At 68.9% G+C, this 23,438-nt stretch carries 17 protein-coding genes; 10 read left to right on the top strand and 7 right to left on the bottom strand.

Going from position 1 to position 23,438, the window contains the following annotated elements:
* Positions 1–138: 138 nt before the first annotated feature.
* The 4 genes from HMPREF2581_RS11810 to HMPREF2581_RS31970 all read right to left on the bottom strand — a co-directional run bounded on the left by HMPREF2581_RS11810 (position 139) and on the right by HMPREF2581_RS31970 (position 3,905).
* Entirely contained in the window at positions 139–804 is a 666-nt protein-coding gene (locus HMPREF2581_RS11810; protein WP_003138197.1) for a YceH family protein, read from the bottom strand.
* A gap of 128 nt (positions 805–932) precedes the next feature.
* The gene (locus HMPREF2581_RS11805) at positions 933–2,117 is read right to left on the bottom strand and encodes a thiolase family protein (protein ID WP_003102299.1); all 1,185 of its coding nucleotides are present in this window, start codon (positions 2,115–2,117) and stop codon (positions 933–935) included.
* 152 nt (positions 2,118–2,269) lie between these two features.
* A complete protein-coding gene (pap, locus tag HMPREF2581_RS11800; protein WP_003091935.1) occupies positions 2,270–3,760 on the bottom strand; it encodes a polyphosphate:AMP phosphotransferase in 1,491 nt (496 codons plus the stop codon).
* A 25-nt stretch (positions 3,761–3,785) separates the two neighbouring features.
* On the bottom strand, positions 3,786–3,905 hold the full coding sequence (locus HMPREF2581_RS31970; protein ID WP_003091936.1) for a hypothetical protein: 120 nt from the start codon (positions 3,903–3,905) through the stop codon (positions 3,786–3,788).
* Here HMPREF2581_RS31970 and mnmC point away from each other — a divergent pair.
* Together mnmC and HMPREF2581_RS11790 are read left to right on the top strand one after the other, a co-directional pair.
* Positions 3,904–5,868 carry a bifunctional tRNA (5-methylaminomethyl-2-thiouridine)(34)-methyltransferase MnmC2/FAD-dependent 5-carboxymethylaminomethyl-2-thiouridine(34) oxidoreductase MnmC1 gene (gene mnmC / locus HMPREF2581_RS11795; protein WP_003138195.1) on the top strand — a complete coding sequence of 655 codons (1,965 nt, stop codon included), beginning with the start codon at positions 3,904–3,906 and terminating at the stop codon, positions 5,866–5,868. The two genes, HMPREF2581_RS31970 and mnmC, sit on opposite strands and share 2 nt — an antisense overlap.
* 100 nt (positions 5,869–5,968) lie before the next feature.
* The gene (locus HMPREF2581_RS11790; RefSeq protein WP_003117537.1) at positions 5,969–6,721 is read left to right on the top strand and encodes a sulfite exporter TauE/SafE family protein; all 753 of its coding nucleotides are present in this window, start codon (positions 5,969–5,971) and stop codon (positions 6,719–6,721) included.
* 255 nt (positions 6,722–6,976) lie between these two features.
* Here HMPREF2581_RS11790 and HMPREF2581_RS11785 read toward each other — a convergent pair whose 3' ends face one another.
* Entirely contained in the window at positions 6,977–7,450 is a 474-nt protein-coding gene (locus HMPREF2581_RS11785) for a MarR family winged helix-turn-helix transcriptional regulator (protein WP_003091943.1), read from the bottom strand.
* A gap of 142 nt (positions 7,451–7,592) precedes the next feature.
* On the opposite strand from HMPREF2581_RS11785, the gene HMPREF2581_RS11780 reads away from it, so the two are divergent.
* From HMPREF2581_RS11780 to HMPREF2581_RS11760, 5 genes are all read left to right on the top strand, one after another.
* The gene (locus tag HMPREF2581_RS11780) at positions 7,593–9,362 is read left to right on the top strand and encodes an N-acetylglutaminylglutamine amidotransferase (protein WP_003106635.1); all 1,770 of its coding nucleotides are present in this window, start codon (positions 7,593–7,595) and stop codon (positions 9,360–9,362) included.
* A 40-nt stretch (positions 9,363–9,402) separates the two neighbouring features.
* A complete protein-coding gene (gene ngg, locus HMPREF2581_RS11775; RefSeq protein ID WP_003111433.1) occupies positions 9,403–11,160 on the top strand; it encodes an N-acetylglutaminylglutamine synthetase in 1,758 nt (585 codons plus the stop codon).
* Entirely contained in the window at positions 11,157–12,353 is a 1,197-nt protein-coding gene (locus HMPREF2581_RS11770) for an osmoprotectant NAGGN system M42 family peptidase (protein ID WP_003111432.1), read from the top strand. The genes ngg and HMPREF2581_RS11770 overlap by 4 nt, the downstream gene beginning before the upstream one ends.
* A 136-nt stretch (positions 12,354–12,489) precedes the next feature.
* The gene (locus HMPREF2581_RS11765) at positions 12,490–15,246 is read left to right on the top strand and encodes a hybrid sensor histidine kinase/response regulator (RefSeq protein WP_023098939.1); all 2,757 of its coding nucleotides are present in this window, start codon (positions 12,490–12,492) and stop codon (positions 15,244–15,246) included.
* A gap of 50 nt (positions 15,247–15,296) precedes the next feature.
* Positions 15,297–15,527 (top strand): YheU family protein, encoded by a 231-nt coding sequence (locus tag HMPREF2581_RS11760; protein WP_003091959.1) that lies wholly within the window; start codon positions 15,297–15,299, stop codon positions 15,525–15,527.
* A 128-nt stretch (positions 15,528–15,655) separates the two neighbouring features.
* On the opposite strand, the gene HMPREF2581_RS11755 is transcribed toward HMPREF2581_RS11760, so the two are convergent.
* Complete coding sequence (locus HMPREF2581_RS11755) at positions 15,656–16,981, bottom strand: phospholipase C/P1 nuclease family protein (protein ID WP_003130162.1); 1,326 nt, start codon at positions 16,979–16,981, stop codon at positions 15,656–15,658.
* Between the two features lie 216 nt (positions 16,982–17,197).
* Between HMPREF2581_RS11755 and HMPREF2581_RS11750 the strand changes: the two genes are divergently transcribed.
* Entirely contained in the window at positions 17,198–18,913 is a 1,716-nt protein-coding gene (locus HMPREF2581_RS11750) for an MFS transporter (protein WP_003138189.1), read from the top strand.
* Between the two features lie 121 nt (positions 18,914–19,034).
* Here the strand turns inward: HMPREF2581_RS11750 and HMPREF2581_RS11745 are convergent, their stop codons facing one another.
* Positions 19,035–20,375: a DEAD/DEAH box helicase gene (locus HMPREF2581_RS11745; RefSeq protein WP_003138186.1), complete on the bottom strand. Its 1,341-nt coding sequence runs from the start codon at positions 20,373–20,375 to the stop codon at positions 19,035–19,037.
* A 185-nt stretch (positions 20,376–20,560) separates the two neighbouring features.
* Here HMPREF2581_RS11745 and HMPREF2581_RS11740 point away from each other — a divergent pair, with 185 nt between their 5' ends.
* Both HMPREF2581_RS11740 and HMPREF2581_RS11735 read left to right on the top strand, forming a co-directional pair.
* Positions 20,561–21,928: an MFS transporter gene (locus HMPREF2581_RS11740; RefSeq protein ID WP_003091973.1), complete on the top strand. Its 1,368-nt coding sequence runs from the start codon at positions 20,561–20,563 to the stop codon at positions 21,926–21,928.
* Positions 21,929–22,095: 167 nt separating this feature from the next.
* Positions 22,096–23,424: a mechanosensitive ion channel family protein gene (locus HMPREF2581_RS11735; RefSeq protein ID WP_003091979.1), complete on the top strand. Its 1,329-nt coding sequence runs from the start codon at positions 22,096–22,098 to the stop codon at positions 23,422–23,424.
* Positions 23,425–23,438: the final 14 nt, after the last annotated feature.

Below are 23,438 nucleotides of genomic sequence, written 5' to 3'. Positions count from 1 at the left end.
GCGGATAACGCCGCTGGCGTTATTCGCCCTACCCGACAGGCAGCGCCGCCCACAAAGTCACTGCGGGCCGTAGGACGAACAACCGCTCGCGGTTATCCGCCGGAACCTGCATGTCACCGATTGCGCCCACCCGCGATATCACGCCCCTCCTTCGAGCCTGGCCAGGCGCTCCTCCAGCGCCGCCAGGCGCGTCTCCAGCTCGGCGATCCGCGCTTCCGCATCGGCCGACAGAGCGGCCGGCGCGGCGCGTTCCGGGTCGCTGCCCATCGCCTCCACGGCGGCCTCGAGGTCGGCCTGGCTGCCGAGCAGATGCATGTAGCGCTCCTCGCGCTGCCCGGCGCGACGCTCCAGGTGCACGGCCAGGCCACGGCCGGCGAGGCGTTCCAGGTGGTGGCGGATCTGCTCGACGTCGTCGAAATCGTGCAGGCGGTTGCTGCGGGTGAGCAGTTCGCTGAGGGTCTGCGGACCACGCAGGAACAGCAGGCCGAGCAGCGCCACCTGTGGCGCCACCAATTCCAGGCCCTTGCCCAGGGTGTGCTCCCAGCGGTCGGCGCGGCTGCCCATCACCAGCCTGACCAGGCCGCGCCCCTCGAGCTGGCGCAGGCTCTGGCCGACCTGGCCGGGCGTGAGGTTCATCACCGGATCGCGGCTGGTCTTCTGGTTGCAGGCCAGGACCAGGGCATTGAGGGTCAGCGGATAGGTTTCCGGAGTGGTCGCCTGCTTCTCGACGAGGCTGCCGAGAATCCGTGCATCGACGGCGCTCAGCGGGTCGTCGACGAACGGCGAGTTGGGCTCGGTGGACATCGCTACATCCCTATGCAAGGAAAAAGGCGCCTAGCCTAGCGCGAGTCGCCGGGGATGGCACGGAGCGTCATGTAAATAAAACCCATGAGGCGAGCCCCGACCTGCGGGGCCCGCCGTCGCGCACGGGCTCAGCGTACGGCTTCGAACAGCCCGCTGGCGCCCATGCCGCCGCCGACGCACATGGTCACCACGCCGTAGCGCAGGTTGCGCCGGCGCAGTTCGCGGACCAGATGACCGACCTGGCGCGAGCCGGTCATGCCGAACGGGTGGCCGATGGCGATGGAGCCGCCATTGACGTTGTACTTCTCGTTGTCGATCTCCAGCCGGTCGCGGCAGTACAGGCACTGCGAGGCGAAGGCTTCGTTGAGTTCCCAGAGATCGACGTCGGCGATCTTCAGCCCCTTCGCCTTGAGCAGCTTCGGCACCGAGAACACCGGACCGATGCCCATTTCGTCCGGCTCGCAGCCGGCCACGGTGAAGCCACGGAAGAAGGCCTTCGGCTCCAGGCCCAGCGCCAGCGCTTTCTCCAGGCTCATCAGCAGGGTCATCGAGGCGCCGTCGGAGAGTTGCGAGGCGTTGCCGGCGGTGACCGAACCGTCCTCGGCGAACGCCGGCTTCAGCGAGGCCAGGCCTTCGAGGGTGGTGTCCGGGCGGTTGCAGTCGTCGCGGTCGACCACTCCGTCGAGCACCTGCTTCTCGCCGCTGGCCTTGTCCTCCACCGCGTAGCGGGTGGTCATCGGCACGATCTCGTCGGCGAACAGCCCGTCCGCCTGGGCTCGCGCCATCCGCTGCTGGCTCTGCAGGGCGTAGGCATCCTGGGCCTCGCGGGTGATGCCGTAGCGACGGGCGACGATCTCGGCGGTCTGCCCCATGGGGTAGTAGATGCCCGGCACCTCCCTTTGCAGCAGCGGGTTCACCAGGTGGTCGGTGTTGACGCTCTTCAGGGTCAGGGTGATCGACTCGACGCCGCCGGCGACGATCACCTCGCTGCAACCGGAAGCGATCTGGTTGGCGGCGATGGCGATCGCCTGCAGGCCGGAGGAACAGTAGCGGTTGAGGGTCATCCCCGGCACCTGGATGCCGAGGCCGGAGAGCACCGCCACGTTGCGCCCGATGTTGTGGCCCTGGGCGCCTTCGTTGGAGCCGGCGCCGACGATGCAGTCATCCACCAGCAGCGGGTCGAGGTCGTTGCGCGCCAGCAGCGCGTCGACACAGTGGGCGGCCATGTCGTCCGGCCGGGTCAGGTTGAACTTGCCGCGGAAGGACTTGGCCAGGCCGGTCCGGACGCTGTCGACGATCACCACTTCACGCATGGGGGAACCCTCGCTGTTATTGTCGGGCGGCCGCCGGGGCAGCGGCCGGATCGAGCGAGGATAAGGCGAGGCAATCGCGCGAGGCACCGATCATTCATCCGGCGTATGCGTCGCCATCCCCTGGAGAGGACGGCGCCGCATTCCGGCAGGCCTCACTTGTCCTTCTTGTACGCCGCCTCGATGGCGTCGTTGATGGTGCGCAGCACCTTGACCCGGGCGAAGCGCTTGTCGTTGGCTTCGACCAGGGTCCAGGGCGCGATCTCGGTGCTGGTACGGTCGACCATGTCGCCCACCGCGTCCACGTACTGGTCCCACTTGTCGCGGTTGCGCCAGTCTTCCTCGGTGATCTTGTAGCGCTTGTAGGGGGTTTTCTCGCGCTCCTTGAAGCGCTCCATCTGGGTCTGCTTGTCGATCGCCAGCCAGAACTTCACCACGATGATCCCGTACTCGCTGAGCTGCTCCTCGAAGTCGTTGATCTCGCCATAGGCGCGCAGCCAGTCGGCCGGAGCGCAGAAGCCCTCGATGCGTTCCACCAGCACGCGGCCGTACCAGGAACGGTCGAAGATGGTGAACTGGCGGCGCGCCGGGATGTGCCGCCAGAAACGCCAGAGATAGGGCTGCGCGCGCTCCTCTTCGGTCGGCGCGGCGATCGGCACGATATGGTACTGGCGCGGGTCCAGCGCGTCGGTGACACGGCGGATGGCGCCGCCCTTGCCGGCCGCGTCGTTGCCCTCGAACACCGCGACCAGCGAATGCTGGCGGAAGCGCTTGTCGCGGATCAGCCCGGCCAGGCGCGCCTGCTCGGCGGCGAGCTGCTCCTTGTAGGCGTCCTTGTCCAGGTACTGGCCCAGGTCCAGGGAGTCCAGCAGGCCACGGTTGTCCAGGCTCGACACCAGCGGTGCGGCGTGCGGCTGGCGCTTGGCGCGCTCCTTGGTGGCCAGCGCGGCCTGCAACCCTTCGAGGAGGATGCGGCCGACGGTCAGGGCGCGGTAGCGCTCGTCCGCGCCTTCCACCACGTACCAGGGCGCGTAGTCCCGGCTGGTGCGGCGCAGCACGCGCTCGCCGTAATGCACGAAGCGGTCGTAGACCTCGCTCTGCTTCCAGTCCAGCGGACTGAGCTTCCAGCTGTGCTGCGGATCCTTCTCCAGCGCCTTGAGACGCTCCTTCAACTGTTTCTTGGAGAGATGGAACCAGAACTTGAAGAGCAGCGCGCCTTCGTCGCAGAGCATGCGCTCGAAGCGTTCGGCGGCATCGATGGCCTGGTCCAGCTTGGCCTCCTTGATATGCCCCTCGACCCGCGCGTAGAGCATCTGGCTGTACCAGTTGCCGAAGAAGATACCGGTCCGCCCCTTGGGCGGCAGGCGCCGCCAGAAGCGCCACTGCGGCGGCCGCTCCAGTTCCTCGTCGGAGGGACGGAGGAAGCTCTGCACCTCGATCAGGCGCGGGTCCATCCACTCGTTGAGGAGCTTGACCGTCTCGCCCTTGCCGGCGCCCTCGATGCCGTTGATCAGGATGATCACCGGGAAGCGCGCCTGCTGCTTGAGCTCGAACTGCGCCTCGAGCAGCGCTTCGCGCAACTCGATGACGGCCTTCTCGTAGGTGTCCTTGTCGATGCTGTGGCCAACTTCCGCGGATTCGAACATGGAGGTCTCCCTTAACCTGAGTCCTTCAAGGTAGCGGATCGGCGTGCGGCTGTCTGCGCGGCGCCGCGGCATGTTCGCGCAGCGCCTCGCCGCTGGCCGGCAAAGCCCCGTAAAATGCGCCATCCGCTTTTTCAGGTTCTGCCATGTCCGACTTCCAGCATGCCCAGCTCGACTGGGACGAAAACGGCCAGCCGCTATCCCGCGCCTTCGGCGACGTATATTTTTCCCGGCATTCCGGGCTCAACGAGACGCGCCATGTGTTCCTCGCCACCAACCGCCTGGCCGAGCGCTTCGCCGCGCTGGGCGACGGCGAGGTGCTGTGTATCGGTGAGACCGGCTTCGGCACCGGACTGAACTTCCTCTGCGCCTGGCAGCTGTTCGAGCAGGTCGCGCCGGCCGGCGCGCGCCTGGAGTTCGTCAGCGTGGAGAAATTCCCCCTCGCCGCCGCCGACCTGCGCCGCGCCCTGGCGCTATGGCCGGAACTGGCGCCCTGGAGCGAGGCCCTGCTGGGCCAGTACCTTGCCGTGCACCCGGGCTTCCAGCGCCTGGCGTTCGCGGGCGGAAGGATCGGCCTGACCCTGCTGCTGGGCGATGCCCTGGAGTGCCTGCCGCAGCTCGACGCGCGGGTCGACGCCTGGTTCCTCGACGGCTTCGCCCCGGCGAAGAACCCGGACATGTGGTCGCCCGCGCTGTTCGCCGAACTGGCGCGACTGTCGGCGCCGCAGGCGACCCTGGGCACCTTCACCAGCGCCGGTTTCGTCCGCCGCGGGCTGATCGAGGCCGGTTTCGCCATGCAACGGGTACCGGGCTACGGGCAGAAGCGCGAGATGCTCGGCGGCACCTACCAGGGGCCGCCGGCGAACGCCGGCAAGCCCTGGTACGCACGCCCCGCGCCCCACGCCGGGCGCCGCGCGGCACTGGTGGTCGGCGGCGGCCTGGCCGGCTGCGCCAGCGCCGCCAGCCTCGCCGCGCGCGGCTGGCAGGTGACCCTGATCGAACGCCATCCCGGCCTCGCCCGGGAAGCCTCGGGCAACCCCCAGGGCGTGCTCTACCTGAAACTCTCGGCCCACGGCACGCCGCTGTCGCGCCTGGTGCTCAGCGGCTTCGGCCATACCCGCCGGCTGCTCGAACGCCTGCGGCGCGGCCACGACTGGGACGCCTGCGGCGTACTGCAACTGGCCTTCGACGCCAAGGAAGCGCAACGCCAGGCGCAACTGGCCGCAGCCTTCCCCGCCGACCTGCTGCACGGCCTGGACCGCGAGCAGGCCGAGCGCCTCGCCGGCGTCGCCCTGCCCGCCGGCGGCCTGTTCTATCCCGAAGCCGGCTGGGTCCATCCGCCCGCGCTGTGCCAGGCCCTGGCCGCCACCCCCGGGATCACCCTGCTGAGCGGCCGGGCGGTACGCTTGCGCCGCGAGGGCGACGACTGGTGCGCCTACGCCGGCGACGAATGCCTGGCCCGCGCGCCACTCGCGATCCTCGCCACCGCCGCCGACATCCGCGACTTCCCGCCCGCCGCCGAGCTGCCGCTGAAGCGCATTCGCGGGCAGGTCACCCGCCTGCCGGCCACCCCGCAAAGCCGGGCGCTGCGCACCGTGGTCTGCGCCGAGGGCTACGTCGCACCGCCGCGTGGCGACGAACACACCCTCGGCGCCAGCTTCGACTTCAAGAGCGAAGACCTGGCGCCGACCCTCGCCGAACACCAGGGCAACCTCGAACTGCTGCGGGAGATATCCCCCGACCTGTTGCAGCGCCTGGGCGCCGACGACCTGCCGCTGGAGCGCCTGGAAGGCCGCGCGGCGTTCCGCTGCACCAGCCCCGACTACCTGCCCCTGGTAGGCCCGCTGGCCGAGCGCGCGGCCTTCGACGAGGCCTACGCGGTGCTCGCCCGTGACGCCCGCCAGGTGCCGGAGCGGGCCTGCCCCTGGCTGCCAGGCCTGTACCTGAACAGCGGCCACGGCTCGCGCGGGCTGATCAGCGCGCCGCTGTCCGGCGAACTGCTGGCGGCGTGGATCTGCGGCGAGCCGCTGCCGCTGCCGCGCGCGGTGGCCGAGGCCTGCCACCCGAACCGCTTCCTGCTGCGCGACCTGGTGCGTGGGCAGCGCGGCTGAAGCCCCGGGCGCACCGATTTGCGCTACCCTTCGAGCCTGCCGCACGCGCAGGCCATACCGGACCACCGGCTGGCTCACCCGCGGAAACAGTTGATCGACGATGGATGTACTGCTCTTCGAATCCCTGGGCATCGGCGCCGTTCTCGGCCTGCTGCTCGGCCTCACCGGCGCCGGCGGCTCGCTGGTCGCCCTGCCCCTGCTGCTCAGCCTGCACCTGCCGCTGCGCGACGCCATCGGCGTGAGCCTCGGCGCGGTCGCCCTGTCGGCGCTGATCGGCGCCATCCCGCGCGCTCGCCAGGGCCAGGTGGCCTGGCGGCCGGTGCTGGTCCTGGCGCTGGCCGGCCTGCCGAGCAACGCCGTCGGCCAATGGCTCGGCCGCTTCGTCCCGGAAGGCGTGCTGATCGTCGCCTTCTGCCTGCTGGTGCTCTGGTCGGCCTGGCGCATGTGGCGCGGCGCCGGGATGAAACGCGAGGCCAGCGACCAGGCACGGAGCCTGCCGCTGCTCGGCATCGGCCTGGCGGTCGGCTTACTGTCGGGATTGATGGGCGTGGGCGGCGGTTTCCTGGTGGTGCCGGGGCTGCTCTGGTTCACCCCGCTGTCGATGATGGCCGCCACCGCCACCTCGATGGCGGTGATCGCGCTGGTCTCCGGCGGCGGCTTCCTGATCTACCTGACCGGCGCCCACCCGCCGCTGCCGCTGCTCGGCGGCCTCGCCGCCGGCGGCGCGGTCGGCGTGCTCGGCGGCAACCTGCTGGCGCAGCGCCTCGGCGGCCCGACCCTGCAACGCCTGTTCGCGCTGATGCTGGTGGCGGTGAGCTTCTCCCTGGCGGCGCAGAAGCTCTACGGCGGGTAGTTTTCCTCGGCGGCCGGGGCACCGGGGAAGCGGCGTTATGCGCCCTGCTCGACGGTCATGCCATGTCGTCGGGCGGATATCGCTGGGTCGGCGGATAACGCCGACGGCGTTATCCGCCCTACGCGGAGGTCACGCCATGGTGCAGGGCGGATAACCGCAACGCGCTTGTCCACCAGCCTGCACCGGCAAGGCATCGGCAGGTTCGCCAGGTAAAGACCGCCGACGCGACTGTCTTTCGTAGCGAACCTGGCGCCCTCACTCTTCTTCGACGTCCTCTTCCGGCAGGCCGAACAGGTCGGCCGCGCGCAGCAGCGCGGCCAGCAGGCCGTGGCGCTCCCACTCGGGCAACGCGGCGAAGCGCTCGATCACGTACTCCGGCAATAGCGGCGGCGCTTCCGCCAGGGCTTCGTGGCCGGCCGGGTCGAGGTGCAGCCAGGACTTGCGCCGGTCCTGTTCGTCGCGCCGACGATAGAGCAGGCCGCGTCCTTCGAGGCGGTCGAGCACGCCGGAGAGCGATGCCTGGGACAGGCTGACCAGCTTGGCCAGTTGCGTCGCGGTCAGTTCTCCCTCCACCGCCAGGACATGCAGGATCAGCAATTGCAGCGGGGTCAGGCCGCCGTATCGGCTGAGACGCTTGGAGTGGATTTCAGCGGCCTGCTGGAGGCGGCGGATGGCGCGGAAAATAGCGAGCGAATAGGTATCGGCAGCGGTCTTATTACTTTCAACCATAATAAATTCTTCGTTAAGGGTCCTGATAGGCCCGGAAAATTCGTATAGAACTCCTTCCAACTGTAACGGTCCTCTGTTAGGTAAGTCATGTACCCGGAAGGAGTACGTAACCCACTTCCCCAACGGAGAACCGGTAAGGAATATGTGCGGCATATCAGGAGAGTTTCGTTTCGACAACCAGGCAGCCGACCTCGCAGCGGTCGAACGCATCACCCACCACCTGGCCCCTCGAGGCCCCGACGCCTGGGGTTTCCATGCCCAGGGCCCGATCGCCCTCGGACATCGACGGCTGAAGATCATGGACCTGGCGGAAGCTTCCGGCCAACCGATGATCGATCCCGATCTCGGCCTGGCCATGGTGTTCAATGGCGCCATCTACAACTACCCCGAACTGCGTGGCGAACTGGAAAGCCTTGGCTATCGGTTCTTCTCCGGCGGCGACACCGAAGTTCTCTTGAAGGGGTACCATGCCTGGGGCGCCGATTTATTGCCCCGGCTCAATGGGATGTTCGCCTTCGCCGTCTGGGAGCGCGATCGCCAGCGGCTGTTCCTGGCCCGTGACCGCCTCGGCATCAAGCCGCTCTACTACAGCCTCGACCGCTCGCGCCTGCGCTTCGCCTCGAGCCTGCCGGCCCTGCTCAAGGGCGGCGACATCGCCAGCGACCTCGATCCGCAGGCGCTGAATTTCTACCTCAACTTCCACGCCGTGGTTCCCGCCCCGCACACCTTGCTGGAGGGCGTGAAGAAGCTGCCGCCGGCGACCTGGATGAGCGTCGACCTCGACGGCAGCTGCGAGCAGCGCACCTGGTGGACGCTGGACTACGGCCCGCGCCCGGACGAGCGCGAGCTGACGCTCGACGACTGGCAGGAGCGCGTCCTCGACGGCCTCCGCGAAGCGGTGGCGATCCGCCAGCGCGCCGCCCGCGAGGTCGGCGTGCTGCTCTCCGGCGGGGTCGATTCGAGCCTGCTGGTGGGCCTGCTGCACGAAGCCGGGGTGGACAACCTGCTGACCTTCTCCATCGGCTTCGAGGATGCCGGCGGCGAGCGCGGCGACGAGTTCCAGTATTCCGACCTGATTGCCGAGCGCTATCACACCCGCCACCATCGCCTGCGCATCGGCGAGCACGAAGTGATCGAGCAGTTGCCGGCGGCCTTCCGCGCCATGAGCGAGCCGATGGTCAGCCACGACTGCATCGCCTTCTACCTGCTCGCGCGGGAAGTCTCGAAGCACTGCAAGGTGGTGCAGAGCGGCCAGGGCGCCGACGAGCTGTTCGCCGGCTACCACTGGTATCCGAAGGTGGATGGCGCCGACGACGCCTTCGCCGCGTACCGCGCGGCGTTCTTCGACCGCGACCACGAGGAATACCTGGCCACCGTCGGCGAGCGCTTCCGCGTCGAGGACGTCGCCGGGCGTTTCGTCCGCGACCACTTCGCCAGCCCCGGCGCCGAGGCCGCGGTGGACAAGGCGCTGCGCCTGGACAGCACGATCATGCTGGTCGACGACCCGGTCAAGCGGGTCGACAACATGACCATGGCCTGGGGCCTGGAAGCCCGCGTGCCGTTCCTCGACTACCGTCTGGCCGAGCTGTCGGCGCGCATTCCCGCCCGCTTCAAGCTCGGCGATGGCGGCAAGCAGGTGCTCAAGGGTGCCGCGCGCAAGGTGATTCCCAGCGAAGTCATCGACCGGCCCAAGGGCTACTTCCCGGTGCCCGGCCTCAAGCACCTGCAGGGCCGCACCCGCGAATGGGTACGCGAGCTGCTGCTCGACCCGAGCCAGGACCGCGGCCTGTTCCAGCCGGCGATATTCGATCGCCTGCTGAGCGATCCGGACGGCGACCTCACACCGCTGCGCGGCTCCAAGCTGTGGCAGCTGGCCGCCCTCAACCTCTGGCTCAGCGAACAGGGACTTTGAAAATGGGCCCCCAACGCAGGGGCCCGAACCAGGAGCGATCATGAAAGGCCACTTGCATCTGCCTCACCCGCACAACCAGCGCCTGCAACGTATCCAGGCGCCCACCTACGAACGCCTGCAGGCGCGTCTCGCCGAAGATCACAGCGAGCCCACCGAGAAACCGCTGAGCATCCACTGCGGCTGGGGCCGCCTGCTGATCGGGCAGACCTACCCGGACGCCGAGGAACTGGCCCGCGACCTGTTGCAGGAAGCCCCCGGCGAACGCGACATCGCGCTCTACGTGGCGGCGCCGCAGCAGGTCCTGGCCCACGCCCCGCAGCAGCTCTTCCTCGATCCCTCGGATACCCTGCGCCTGTGGTTCACCGACTACCGCCCGGCGCGCCGTCCGCCACGCGGTTTCCGCATCCGCCGGGTGCATACCGAGGAGGACTGGGCGGCGATCAACCGCCTGTACCTGGCGCGCGGCATGCTTCCGGTGCAGACCGAGCGCCTCAGCCCGCGCCACCAGGGCGGGCCGATCTACTGGCTGGCCGAGGACGCCGACACTGGCGTCGCGGTAGGCACGGTGATGGGCCTCAACCACGCCAAGGCGTTCCAGGACCCGGAGGGGGGCTCCAGCCTCTGGTGCCTGGCGGTGGACCCGCAATGCAGCCGGCCGGGCGTCGGCGAGGCGTTGGTGCGGCACCTGGTCGAGCACTTCATGAGCCGCGAACTGGCCTACCTCGACCTCTCGGTGCTGCACAACAACCAGCAGGCCAAGGCGCTCTACCGCAAGCTCGGCTTCCGCGAACTGGCGACCTTCACCATCAAGCGCAAGAACGGCATCAACCAGTCGCTGTTCCTCGGCCCCGGCCCGGAGGAAGACCTCAACCCCTACGCCCGGATCATCGTCGACGAGGCCCACCGGCGCGGCATCGAGGTGCGCGTCGACGACGCCGAGGGCGGCCTGTTCACCCTGACCCAGGGCGGCCGGCAGATCCGCTGCCGTGAATCGCTCTCCGACCTGACCACGGCGGTAAGCATGACCCTCTGCCAGGACAAGGTCCTCACCCACCGCGCCCTGCAGCACGCCGGCCTGCGCCAGCCGCAGCAGCGCCTGGCCGGCAGCGCGGAGGAAAACGCCGCGTTCCTCGCCGAGCACGGTTCGCTGGTGGTCAAGCCGGTGGACGGCGAGCAGGGCCAGGGCGTGGCGGTGGACCTGCGCACCGCGGAAGAGGTCGAGGAGGCCATCGAGGCCGCCCGCCATTTCGATTCGCGCGTGCTGCTGGAGAGCTACCACGCCGGCCACGACCTGCGCGTGCTGGTGATCGGCTACGAGGTGGTGGCCGCCGCCATCCGTCGTCCCGCCGCGGTGATCGGCGACGGTCGGCACAGCATCCGCGAGCTGATCGAGGCGCAGAGCCGCCGGCGCCAGGCCGCCACCGGCGGGGAAAGCCGCATCCCGCTCGACCACGAGACCGAGCGCACCCTGCGGGCCGCCGGCTATGGCTACGACGACGTGCTGCCCAGCGGCGAACACCTGGCCGTGCGGCGCACCGCCAACCTGCACACCGGCGGCATCCTCGAGGACGTCACCGACGCCCTCCATCCGGCCCTCCGCGAGGCCGCGATCCAGGCCGCGCGGGCCCTGGAAATACCGGTGGTGGGCCTGGACTTCCTGGTCGAGGCCGCCGACCAGCCCGACTACGTGATCATCGAAGCCAACGAGCGCGCCGGCCTGGCCAACCACGAGCCGCAGCCGACCGCCGAACGCTTCGTCGATCTTCTCTTCCCCCTCAGCCGCGAGGTGCCTTCATGACCCCTCTGCCACAACCGGACCTCAACTACCTGCAACGGGTGCTGCTGGAGATGCTCGCCATCCCCAGCCCCACCGGCTTCACCGATACCATCGTGCGCTATGTCGCCGAGCAGCTCGACGAACTTGGCGTGCCCTTCGAGATGACTCGCCGGGGAACCATCCGGGCGACCCTCCAGGGCCGCCTGAATACCCCGGACCGGGCGGTTTCCGCGCACCTCGACACGATCGGCGCGCTGGTCCGCGAGATCAAGCCCAACGGCCGCCTCGGCCTGGCCCCGGTAGGCTGCTGGTCGAGCCGCTTCGCCGAGGGTAGCCGGGTCACGGTGTTCACCGAACAGGGCGTGTTCCGTGGCAGCGTGCTGCCGCTGCTGGCCTCAGGCCACGCCTTCAATACCGAGGTGGACAACCTGAAGATCAGCTGGGACAACATCGAGCTGCGTCTCGACGCCTATACCGCCAGCCGCGCCGACAGCGAGAGCCTGGGCATCTCGGTGGGTGACTACGTGGCCTTCGATCCGTTGCCGGAGTTCACCGAGAGCGGCCATATCAGCGCCCGCCACCTGGACGACAAGGCCGGGGTCGCGGCGCTGCTGGCGGCGCTGAAGGCGGTCAAGGAAAGCGGGCAGGAGCCGCCGATCGACTGCCACCCGCTGTTCACCATCACCGAGGAAGTCGGCTCCGGCGCCGCCGGCGCCCTGCCCTGGGACGTCAGCGAGTTCGTCGGCATCGACATCGCCCCGGTGGCCGAAGGCCAGAATTCCAACGAGCACAGCGTCAGCGTGGCCATGCAGGACTCCGGCGGGCCCTACGACTTCCATCTGTCCCGGCACCTGCTGCGGCTCGGCGAGCGCCACGACATCGCCCTGCGCCGCGACCTGTTCCGCTACTACCACAGCGACGCGCAGTCGGCGATCGCCGCCGGCCACGACACCCGCGCCGCGCTGCTGGCGTTCGGCTGCGACGCCACCCACGGCTACGAGCGCACGCACATCGACAGCCTCGCCGCGCTGAGCCGCCTGCTCACTGCCTACATCCTCAGCCCGCCGGTCTTCGCCAGCGACGCCAAGCCCCGGGAAACCTCGCTGGAACGTTTCAACAAGCAGCTCGAGCATCCGGTGCACATGGAAAGCTGCACCCACGTCCCGCCAGTGGACGAAGTGCTCGACAGCAGCAACAACAGCGACAAGGGCTGAGCCCGCGCCGGCCTCCCCGCCCCCGGGGAGGCCGCCCTCCTCTCCAGCCAACTGCTAGGCTGATGGCAGGTTCCCTCGCCTGTCTCATTTCCTCCGTAGCATCATGCGTGCCGACTCGTGTCCATGGAGTAGTTGCATGTCCCGACTCTGCCTGGTCCTGCTGTTGCTCTGCTGCGCGCTGCCGGCCCGGGCGCAGCCGCCCGCACCGCTGGACGGAGAGGACCTGCGCCTATCCCTGGGCGCATACGCCGAGTACTACCGCGACGCCGGCGGCAAGGCGCGCCTGGGCGACATCCTCGCCTTGCCGGCCCAGGCCTTCGCCGCCCTGCGCGGCGACCACGCGAACTTCGGCAAGAACGCCGCGGCCTGGTGGTTCAGGGTGCGCCTGGACAACCGCAACGGCGCCGACCTGGCCGGTTTCCTGGAGGTCAACTACCCGCTGCTGGACGACCTCAAGGTCTACCTGCTGACCGCCGATGGGCGCATCGAACAGCAGGAGAGCGGCGACCTGTTCGCCTTCTCCCAGCGCCCGGTGCAGGTGCGCAACTTCTGGTTCCCGCTGCGACTGCCGCCCGGCGAGAGCACCCTGCTGCTGCGCGTGCAGAGCAGCAGCACCGTCTACGTGCCGCTGTACTTCAGCACCTACGCGGCCAGCGCGGCCAGCCAGGAAACCCTGATGGGCTTCAACGGGGCCTTCTACGGGGTGCTGTTCGGGTTGTTCTGCTACAACCTGTTCCTCTTCGTCTCGCTGCGCGAGGCCACCTACGCCTGGTACCTGCTGTACAACCTCAGCCTCGGCCTGTTTTCCGCCAGCTTCGACGGCCTGCTGTTCAAGCTGCTGCCCGGACACGTGGCGCTGGAGTCGGCCGGCATCTACCTGCTGATGTACCTGAGCTGCCTGGTGTCGATCCAGTTCAGCCGCGGCTACCTCTACACCCGCCGCGACTTCCCGCGCCTCGACCGCTTCCTCCGCGGCCTGCTGCTGGCCTGCGTGGTCCTGTTGGCCAGCGAGCCGCTGGTGGGGCTGCGCGCCTGGAACGTCCTCGCCAGCCTGACGGTGATGCTGGTATCCCTCAGCCTGCTGCTGGCCGGCGTCCACGTCTGGCGCCAGGGCCTGCGCTACGGCCTCTACTACATCCTGGCCTGGGGCGCGCTGCTGCTGTCGTTCCTGGTCACCACCGCCGCCTCGCTGGGCTTCGAACTGTTCGGCCTGTTCGGCAGCAGCGTGGTCAAGATCGGCATGACCGTGGAACTGGTGACCCTGTCCATCGGCCTCGCCGACCGCATCAATGCGCTCAAGGAGGAAGGCTTCCGCTCGCGCCAGGCGGCCGAGCAGGCGCGGGTGGAGAACGAGGCGAAGAGCCGCTTCCTGGCGAAGATGAGCCATGAGATCCGCACCCCGCTGAACGGCGTGCTGGGCATGCTGCAACTGCTCCGCGATACCCCGCTGGACCGCGGCCAGGCGGCCTACGTGGAGACCATCGCCAGCTCCGGCAGCGCGCTGATGTCGGTGATCAACGATATCCTCGACTACGCTCGCATCGAGTCCGGCAAGCTGCACCTGGAGCGCATCGACTTCGACCTGGAGGAACTGCTCTCCGACACCCTGGCGCTGTTCAGCGCCCAGGCCGTGGAAAAACGCCTGCGCCTGCACCTCGGCCTGGACAGGGGCGTGCCGCGCCGCCTCAACGGCGACCCGACGCGGTTGCGCCAGGTACTGATGAACCTGCTCAGCAACGCCCTCAAGTTCACCGCCGAAGGCCATGTCGCCGTGCGCGTGCAGCGGCGCTTCGACGAGGGCGGACGCGAGCGCCTGCTGTACAGCGTCAGCGACAGCGGCATCGGGATATCCGCCCAGGCGCAGAAGACCCTGTTCGAATCCTTCTCCCAGGCCGACTCCAGCACCACCCGCCGCTACGGCGGCAGCGGCCTGGGCCTGGCGATCAGCCGCGAGCTGGTGCAGATGATGGGCGGGCGCATCGAGGTGAGCAGCGAGCCGGGCAAGGGCACCCGGTTCAGCGTCGACCTGCCGCTCAGCCCCGCCCTCGAGGCCGGCGAAGCGGACGAACTGGCGCAACTGCTGCAACACCGCCCGGCCCTGCTGGCCAGCGAGGACAACCTGACCCTGGACTGCCTGCAGGCATTGCTGGAGCGTTGGGGGCTGCGGGTCGAACGCTGCCTGCAGCCGAGACGGCTGAACGCCTACCTGGAGGACTTCAGCGCACCGCCCCTGCTGGTCCTGGCGGCGCCCTGGCCGGGGCCGCCGTCGATCTGGCTGGACACCCTCTATGCGCAACTGGAGCAAGGCCAGCGCATCCTCCTGCTATGCCCGCCGCCGCACTGCCAGGACCTGCCGCCGCACGAAGGCCTGCGCCTGCTGGCCCTGGCCCAGCCGGTGGCGGTGAAGGCCCTGCGCGAAGCCCTGCTGGAACTGTACCGGGAGCGGCGCCGACAGCCAGGGCGGAGCAGCGAGGCGGCCCCGGACGAACGCCTGGACGCCCCATGCATCCTGGTCGCCGAGGACAACCCGGTGAACCAGCTGGTGGTGCGCGGCTTCCTCGCCAAGCGCGGCTACGCGGTGCGCCTGGCCGGCAACGGGCGGCTCGCGCTGGACGAGTACCTGCGCGACCCGAACGGCATCCAGTTGATCCTGATGGATGGCGAGATGCCGGAAATGGACGGCTTCGAGGCGACCCGCCTGATCCGCCGGGAGGAGCGTGCCCAGGGCTGGCCGCGCGTCCCGATCGTCGCCCTGACCGCGCACATCCTCGACGAACACCGCCGGGCCGGAATCGAGGCCGGCATGGACGCCTACCTCGGCAAGCCGGTGGACCGGGCGGAACTCTATGCCACCCTCGAACGCCTACTCGGCCAGCCTTCGCGACAGGCATGACAGTACGCGATGCGTCGCGCTAGCATTCGCCGCCATACCGGAGTACCGCCATGCTGATCCCCCACGACCTGCTCGAAGCCGACACCCTGAACAACCTGCTGGAAGACTTCGTCACCCGCGAAGGCACCGACAATGGCGACGAGACCCCGCTGGACGTGCGTGTAGAACGCGCCCGGCATGCCTTGCGGCGGGGCGAGGCGGTGATCCTGTTCGACCCGGAGAGCCAGCAGTGCCAGTTGATGTTGCGCAGCGAGGTGCCTGCGGAGCTGTTGCGCGACTGAGTCGCGGCATCGACCCGCCTGGCGGGGCGGGTTCGCCGCCCTGCACACCCCGGAAACGCCGGACAGCGCCCCTGCTCCGCAGGGCGAATAACCGCTCGCGGTTATCCGCCGCTTATCCGCCGTCCCCCTCACTCCTTCGCCTCACCCTCCTCCGTCTCCAACGCCGCCCTGGCGATGTTCCGGCTATGCGCGCCGAAATGCCCGATCAGCTCGATCAGTTGCGCGTTCAGCACCGCATTGTCGTGGGCCTCGGGGCGTGGCTGGTTGCTCTCGCTGAAGTCCTGCGCGGCGAAGGCCGGGCGGGCGGCCAGCCATTCGCCGATGGCGGCGTCGAAGGCCGCGGCGTGGGCGTTCGACTCGGCGGCCACCACCTCGCGCAAGTAGGTCGGCGAATAGGCCGGATAGGCACCGTCGCGGCGGGTGTCGGCGTAGGCGTCGAGCATCGGCTGCGGGCGGCCGTCGCGGAGCAGTTGGCGCAGCCAGTCGAACTGGTATTTCTCCACCGCGGTATGGCGGTTCGCGACACGCTCGATGGCCGCCTGCTTTTCCTCCGGGTAGCCGAGCAATGCCTTGCCCTCCATCTGTAGCATCGCCGCCAGGCTGGCACCGGGCAGCGGCGTGGAGTGGTAGGGCTGGGTGATGTCCTGGATGTAGTGCATGCCCCAGCCAAGGAACCGGTAGCCCCAGTAGGGATGACCGTTGGCGAAGGCGAAGCGGGACAGGCCGAAGTACTGGTAGGCACGCCATTCCGGCCAGGCCCGGGCGAGGAACGGCGCGCCGCTGTAGATCACCGCCGCCTCGTGGTAGAAGCCCATGTGGAACGGCGCCTGGGAGCTGAACTCGAAGCGCGGGTCGCCGAATGGCTGGGTGCCGAAGCCGTAGCGCTGGCCGGCCTCGCCGGGGTTGTCGCTGAACAGGTTGATGTCGTGGCCGTAGTCCGGTTCGTCGGCGGCGGTGGCCAGCACTGCCAGGGGCGCGACTCGCTCGCCGGGCTCCAGGCGGATGAAACGCCAGGCGGTCCACGGCGAGAGGTTCTGGAACACCAGCACCTCCTGTGGCTTGAGGTGCGGGCGCTGCGGCTGGTCCTGCCCGGGAAGCGGCTGGATCGCCAGCGCCAGGCGGATCTCCGGGTTGACCCGCAGCGCCGCGAGGAACGCCTGGCGCAAGTCGCCGGCCTCGCCGTCGGCGGCGAAGCGCAGGGCGTCCGGACGCGCCGGGTAGTTGCCGATATGCGCACGGGCGTAGGCTTCCTGCTCATCCAGCAGGGCGGCCAGTCCGCCGCGCTCGGCGGCGAGGAACGCCTCCAGCGGCTCCACCTCGACTTCCGGCGCCTCGCGGATGGCCGCCAGCTCGCGTAATGCCAGGTAGCTGCCCACCGTATGGTTGGACCAGGCCCACAGGCTCGGCGAGACGACCCACGCCCCCAGCAGCAGGCAACGCAACAGCAACTTCATCGGCTTTTCGCTCTTGTCTCGATTCGGTGCCGGCAAGCCTACCAATGCGGGACACCCAGGGCACTGTCCTGCCTGGACATCGGAACTCTCCGATAGCGCCATCGGACCAATGTCTATCCACGCCGGGCCGGCCCCATGACCGCCATCAATGGCGCCCAGGCGCCAGGCGGCTAGACTTTCCCGACATCAGGCACGCTGATACAAGGCACCCATCTGATGCTCCAGTCCGTTTCGCCCAAGCACGACCTGCCCCTCAAACCCGAAGGCCAAGCGGCCAAGCCAGAACGCACCGGCACCTGGGCGCCGTTCTCGATCCAGGCCTTCCGCATCATCTGGATCTGCAACCTGTTCGCCAACCTCGGCACCTGGGCCCAGTCGGTGGCCGCCGCCTGGGTGGTCACCGACGCCCACGCCAGCCCGCTGATGGTGGCGATGATCCAGGTCGCCGCGGCGCTGCCGCTGGTGCTGCTGTCGATCCTCTCCGGGGTCATCGCCGACAACCACGACCGGCGCAAGATCATGCTCTGGGGACTCAGCTTCGAGATGACCGGGGCGATGTTCGCCACCCTGCTGGCCTTCCTCGGCTACCTCGACCCGGTGCTGCTGATCATCTCCATCCTCTGGATCTCCCTCGGCGGGTCGGTGACCATCCCGGCCTGGCAGGCGGCGGTCAACGAGCAGGTGCCGGCGCGCATGGTCAGCGACGCGGTGCTGCTCAACAGCGTCAACTACAACGTCGCCCGCGCCGCCGGCCCGGCCCTCGGCGGCCTGTTGCTGAGCGCGGTGGGACCGGCCTGGGTGTTCCTGTTCAACAGCTTCTGCTACATGGCCCTGATCTGGGCGATCTGGCAGTGGCGGCGCGACGTGCCCAAGCGCAGCCTGCCGCCGGAAGGCATCCTCGAAGGCGTCACCGCGGCGCTGCGCTTCACCCAGTACTCAACCGTCACCCGCCTGGTGATGATGCGCTCCTTCGCCTTCGGCCTCTCCGCCAGCGCGGTCTGGGCCCTGCTGCCGCTGCTGGCGCACCGCAACCCGGACGGCGACGCGGCGATCTACGGCTACATGCTCGGCGCCCTCGGCCTCGGCGCGATCCTCGGCAGCACCCAGGTCTCGCGCCTGCGCCAGCGGATCGGCAGCAGCCGGCTGATCAGTCTGGCCGGCTTCACCCTGGCGCTGATCCTGCTGACCCTCGGCCTGGTAGACAACCTCTGGGTCCTGTTCCCGGTGCTGATCCTCGGCGGCGGCTGCTGGATCGGCGCCCTCGCCACCTACAACTCGGCGGTGCAGATCCTCGTCCCCGACTGGATCAAGGCGCGCGCCCTGGCGTTGTACCAGACCGCGCTGTACGGTGGCCTGGCGCTGGGTTCGTTCCTCTGGGGCCATCTCGCCGAGACCATGACCGTGCACGGTGCGCTGCTGGCCGCCGGCTGCCTGCTGCTGGCCTCGGTGATCCTGCTGTACAACTCGCGCCTGCCGGAAATGGACGCAGCCAGTATTTCCCGCGCGCCGGCGAGCATGCCCGGGCAGCCGAGCTTCGTCTTCAACACGCGGCGGGGCATGGTGCTGGTCTCCATCGAATACCGGATTCCCGCCGAGCGCACCCGCGACTTCGTTCGCGCCGCCCAGCCGCTGCGCCGCCTGCGCCTGCGCAACGGCGCGGAGCGCTGGTCGCTGTTCCGCGACGTGAGCAACCCGGAGGTCTGGCAGGAACTGTTCCTGGTGGACAACTGGATCCAGCACCTGCGCATGCTCGACCGCATGACCCTGGCCGACAAGATCGTCATCGACAACGTCACCGCCCTGCATGCCGGCGACGGTCCGCCGCAGATCCGCCATTGCGTGAGCTACGAGGCCAGCAGCTACGATACGCCGCTGGTGAAGAGCGCCACGCCGCCGGGCAACGACGAGGCGGGCGCGACGGCGGGGAGTTGAGAACGGGGCCTGGCAGTCCCCTGGGGCGGACAGCGCCAGCGGCGTTATCCGCCATCCAACGCCGGCGCGGCGGATAACCGCAAACGGTTATCCGCCCTCCGAAGCGGTCAGTAGCGCGCGATCACTCCGCCGTCGGCTTCTTGCGCTTGAGCGGCGCCATGCCGTCGGCGCTGACCACCGCCGACGGCCCGGCCTTCGGCCGCGCGGCGGGCTTGCGCTTGGCCGCGGGCTTGGCGGCGGTGCCCTTCCTGTCCTGCTTTTTCTTCTTGCTGCCGGCGGCCTTGCCCGAGGCCTTGAGCTTCTTCGGCCCCTGGTAGGCGGCCTTCAGTTCCTTGATGTTGCGTCGTTCGAAGTTCTGCTTGAGGTAGCGTTCGACGCTCGACATCAGGTTCCAGTCGCCATGGCAGATCAGCGAGATCGCCAGGCCCTCGGCGCCGGCGCGACCGGTGCGGCCGATGCGGTGCACGTACTCGTCGCCGCTGCGCGGCATGTCGAAGTTGATCACCAGGTCCAGGCCTTCGACGTCCAGGCCGCGTGCGGCGACGTCGGTGGCGACGAGGATCTTCACCGCGCCCTGCTTCAGGCGTTCGATGGCCAGCTTGCGGTCCTTCTGGTCCTTCTCGCCATGCAGGACGAAGACCTTGTGCTGGTTGGCGATCAGCCGCCCGGTCAGGCGATCGGCGGAGACCCGGGTATTGGTGAAAACGATGGCCTTGGTGTAGGTCTCGTTGCTCAGCAGCCATTGCAGCAACTGTTCCTTGTGCGCCACGTCGTCGGCGGTGATGACCTGCTGGCGGACGTTCTCGTTCAGCTCGCCGACCTGGTTCAGGCGCAGCACTTGCGGCTCGCGCAGCACCTCGGCTATCACCTTGTTCAACCCGGCGCCGCTGTGGGTGGCGGAGAACAGCAGGGTCTGGCGCTCGGCCGGGCAGGCATTGGCCAGGGCCAGCACGTCGTCGGCGAAGCCCATGTCGAGCATGCGGTCGGCCTCGTCCAGCACCAGCACCTCGATGTCCTGCAACGGCAGGTTGCCGGCGTTGCGCTGCTCGAGCAGGCGGCCGGGGGTGCCGATGATGATCTCCGGGTTCTTGCGCAGGCGCGCGCCCTGCACCTTGAAGTCCTCGCCGCCAGTGATCAGGCAGGCCTTGATGAAGGTGAACTGGGCGAAGCGCTCGACTTCCTTGAGGGTCTGCTGGGCCAGCTCGCGGGTCGGCAGGAGGATCAGCGCGCGCGCCAGGGAGCGCGGCTTGTCCTCGGCCAGCAGGCGGTGCAGCAGCGGCAGCAGGAAGGCCGCGGTCTTGCCGCTGCCGGTCTGCGCCGTGACCCGCAGGTCGTGCCCCTCCAGCGCCTTGGGAATGGCCGCGGCCTGGACCGGCGTCGGCTCGCTGAAGGACAGGCTTTCCAGTGCCTTCAGCAGGCGTTCGTGGAGGGGAAATTGGCTGAACAAGGGAGACCTCGGCATTGCACGTGAAAATGGACAGGTGCATAGCCTAACGGTTGCCGCGCCGGCGCGCAGGCTTTATTCGCGCGGCGCGACGGCCAGCGCCGGCGTCGCAATCGGCTCGACGCCGGGTCGCCGCCAGGCAAGCGCGGCGCGGGCGGCGATCGCAGACTCGTTCGACGCCCGCCGCCCAGAGGAACCAGGTCATGCCCGACGCGCCCGCATCCGCCGCCGAACGCCTCGAACGGCTGCCGCTGAGTCCGTATCACCGACTGATCTTCGTGATCATCGCGCTGGCGTTCTTCTTCGACTCAATGGACCTGGCGATGATGACCTTCCTGCTCGGCTCGATCAAAGCCGAGTTCGGGCTCGACTCGGCGCAGGCCGGGCTGCTGGCCAGCTCGAGCTTCTTCGGCATGGTGATCGGCGCGGCCCTGTCGGGCATGCTCGCCGACCGCTTCGGGCGCAAGCCGGTATTCCAGGCCAGCATCGTGCTCTGGGGCCTGGCCAGCTACCTGTGCTCCACCGCCGGCGACCTCGGCAGCCTGACCTTCTACCGGGTATTGCTGGGGATCGGCATGGGGATGGAGTTTCCCATCGCCCAGTCGCTGCTGTCGGAGATGATCCCGGCCAGCCGCCGCGGCAAGTACATTGCGCTGATGGACGGCTTCTGGCCGCTGGGCTTCGTCGCCGCCGGCTGCCTGTCCTACTTCCTCCTGCCGCTGACCGGCTGGCGCAGCATTTTCCTGGTGCTGGCGCTGCCGGCGGTGTTCGTCCTCGCCATCCGCTTCCTGATTCCCGAGTCGCCGCGCTGGCTGGAGCAGGCCGGCCGGCGCGAACAGGCGGACCGGGTATTGCGCGACATAGAAGCACGGGTGATGCGTTCGCTGGGCCTGACCGAGCTGCCGCCGCCGCTGCGCCAGCCGCAGCGGGAACGCAGCCGTCCGGGCTTCTTCAGCGCCTTCGCCGAACTCTGGTCGCCAGCCTACCGGCGCCGCACCCTGACCGTCTGGGGCCTGTGGTTCTTCGCCCTGCTCGGTTTCTACGGCCTGACCTCCTGGCTCAGCGCGCTGCTCCAGCAATCCGGCTTCGCCGTCACCCAGTCGGTGTACTACACGGTGCTGATCTCGCTGGCCGGGATACCCGGCTTCCTCTGCGCGGCCTGGCTGGTGGAAAGCTGGGGCCGCAAGCCGAGCTGCGTGCTGATGCTCCTCGGCGGCGGCGCGATGGCCTACGCCTACGGCCAGACCGCGGTGTTCGGCGGCAGCCTGGCGCTGCTGATCGGCTTCGGCCTGGCCATGCAGTTCTTCCTGTTCGGCATGTGGGCGGTGCTCTACACCTATACGCCGGAACTCTATCCGACCTCCGCGCGCGCCACCGGCTCGGGCTTCGCCTCGGCGGTCGGGCGAATCGGCTCGCTGCTCGGCCCGCTGGTCACCGGGCTGGTCCTGCCGCTCACCGGCCAGGGCGGGGTGTTCACCCTCGGCGCCCTCTGTTTCGGCGTCGCCGCCCTGGTGGTCTGGGCCTTCGGCATCGAGACCCGCGGGCGCACCCTGGAGGAGCTTGCCGGCTGAGCCCGCGCGTCGGCGGAAAACCTTTGTAGACACGTCGGGGATGCGATCCGGCGCCCGATGGGGCACTCTTGGTTCCTTTGTGCGTTCCCGGCCCCCGCGTCGGGATCTCCGTTCAACCGCGGGGCCGGCCCGTCCCCCCCGCCCGCAACAAAGGAAGTCGCCTGTCCATGGACTCCACATCCCTTCTCGACCAGCTCTCCGGGTACTGGTCGGCGCTCGACCAACACCCTATCCTGCACGCCGGCCTGGCCTTCGGCCTGCTGCTGGTGGGCGCCCTGATTCTCGGCCGGGTGGCCCGCTACATCGTCCTCTACGCCGCCAACCTGCTCGCCCGCCAGCCCGCGCTGCACTGGCTCGGCGACCTGATCCGCAACAAGGTGTTCCAGCGCCTGGCACAGACCACGCCCTCGCTGCTGGTGCAATTCGGCCTGCCATGGATCCCGGAGATGCCGGACAAGGCCGCGCACTTCCTCGGCAACCTGGCACTGGCCTTCACCGTGCTGTTCCTGATCCTCGCCCTCACCGCGCTGCTGAATGCCCTGCTGGACATCTACGCGCGTACCGAGCATGCCCGCACCCGTTCGATCAAGGGCTACGTGCAACTGGCGAAGATCGCCGTGTTCGTGTTCGGCGCGATCATCATCGTCTCGATCATCATCGACCGCTCGCCGCTCCTGCTGCTGTCCGGCCTCGGCGCGATGTCGGCGGTCCTCCTGCTGGTCTACAAGGACACCCTGATGTCCTTCGTCGCCAGCGTGCAGCTCACCAGCAACGACATGCTGCGGGTCGGCGACTGGATCGAGATGCCGCAGGTCGGCGCCGACGGCGACGTGGTGGACATCACCCTGTACACCGTGAAGGTGCAGAACTTCGACAAGACCATCGTCTCGGTGCCGACCTGGCGCCTGATGTCGGAGTCGTTCAAGAACTGGCGCGGCATGCAGCAGTCCGGCGGACGGCGGATCAAGCGGGCAATCTACGTCGACTCCAGCCAGGTGCGTTTCCTCGACGAGAAGGAAGAGCGGCGCCTGAGCCAGGTGCGCCTGCTCACCGAATACATGGCCCGCAAGCAGACCGAGTTGCAGGAGTGGAATGCCGCCAACGGCGGGGTCGCCCCGCTGGCCGCCAACCGCCGCCGGCTGACCAACATCGGTACGTTCCGCGCCTACGCCCTCGCCTACCTGCAGAACCACCCGGACATCCATCCGCACATGACCTGCATGGTCCGCCAGTTGCAGCCGACAGCCCAGGGCATCCCGCTGGAGATATACTGCTTCACCCGCACCACCGCCTGGGTCGACTACGAGCGCATCCAGGGCGACGTGTTCGACTACCTGCTGGCGGTGATGCCGGAGTTCGGCCTCGGCGCCTACCAGCAGCCCAGCGGCCAGGACCTGCGCCAGGGGCTGCAAGGCATGCTCGAAGGGCGTGACGCCGGGGCCCGCTCGTTCGAGGCGCTGGCCGCGCCGAGCCGCAGCGACGAAGCCACCGCCTGAACCGAGGAAAACCG

The organism is Pseudomonas sp. HMSC057H01 (genome assembly GCF_001836405.1).
Taxonomy (GTDB): Bacteria; Pseudomonadota; Gammaproteobacteria; order Pseudomonadales; family Pseudomonadaceae; genus Pseudomonas; species Pseudomonas aeruginosa.
This window is presented reverse-complemented; position numbering and strand designations above follow the sequence as displayed.